Below are 440 nucleotides of genomic sequence, written 5' to 3'. Positions count from 1 at the left end.
GTATTGGGCTGGCGGGCGGGCAGCAACTCGAAATCGTGCGGAAATTTCTTGAAGAGCTTGGTGGAGGCCGCGTTCTTGCCGAGCAGCTTCGCATCGTGCAACAGCTTCACGATCTCGCCCAGAGGCTGCGTGCTTCCGCCTTCCAGTGCGGGGGCGTGGCGCAGGATCTGCTGCACCGTGACCTGATCGGGTAGTTGGGCGGCGCTTTTCGCGCGCGGGGCGGGTGCCGGTGTCTTTTTGGCCGCGGCCGTCGCCTTCTTCGCGGGGGTCTTCCTGGCGGGTGCCTTTTTCGCAGCCGCCTTTTTGGCGGGCGCGGGCGACGGCCCGCCCCCCACGGCGGCCTTGTCGGCCGCCACCCGCTTGGCGGGCACGGCCTTCCTGGCGGGGGCCTTCTTGGCCGGCAAGGCGGGTTGCATCGTGGCGTCCGCAGGCACCAGTGG

Annotated in this window: 1 pseudogene; it reads right to left on the bottom strand. The window is 69.1% G+C overall.

Annotated elements, in window-relative coordinates:
• Positions 1-416, bottom strand: a pseudogene (locus tag K9U40_RS23895) (hypothetical protein); the annotation flags it as partial.
• Between the last annotated feature and the right edge of the window lie 24 nt (positions 417-440).

It is taken from the genome of Xanthobacter autotrophicus (assembly GCF_030015065.1).
Taxonomy (GTDB): Bacteria; Pseudomonadota; Alphaproteobacteria; order Rhizobiales; family Xanthobacteraceae; genus Xanthobacter; species Xanthobacter autotrophicus_D.
The sequence above is the reverse complement of the archived record's forward strand: the minus strand, read 5'-3'. Positions and strand labels throughout refer to the sequence as shown.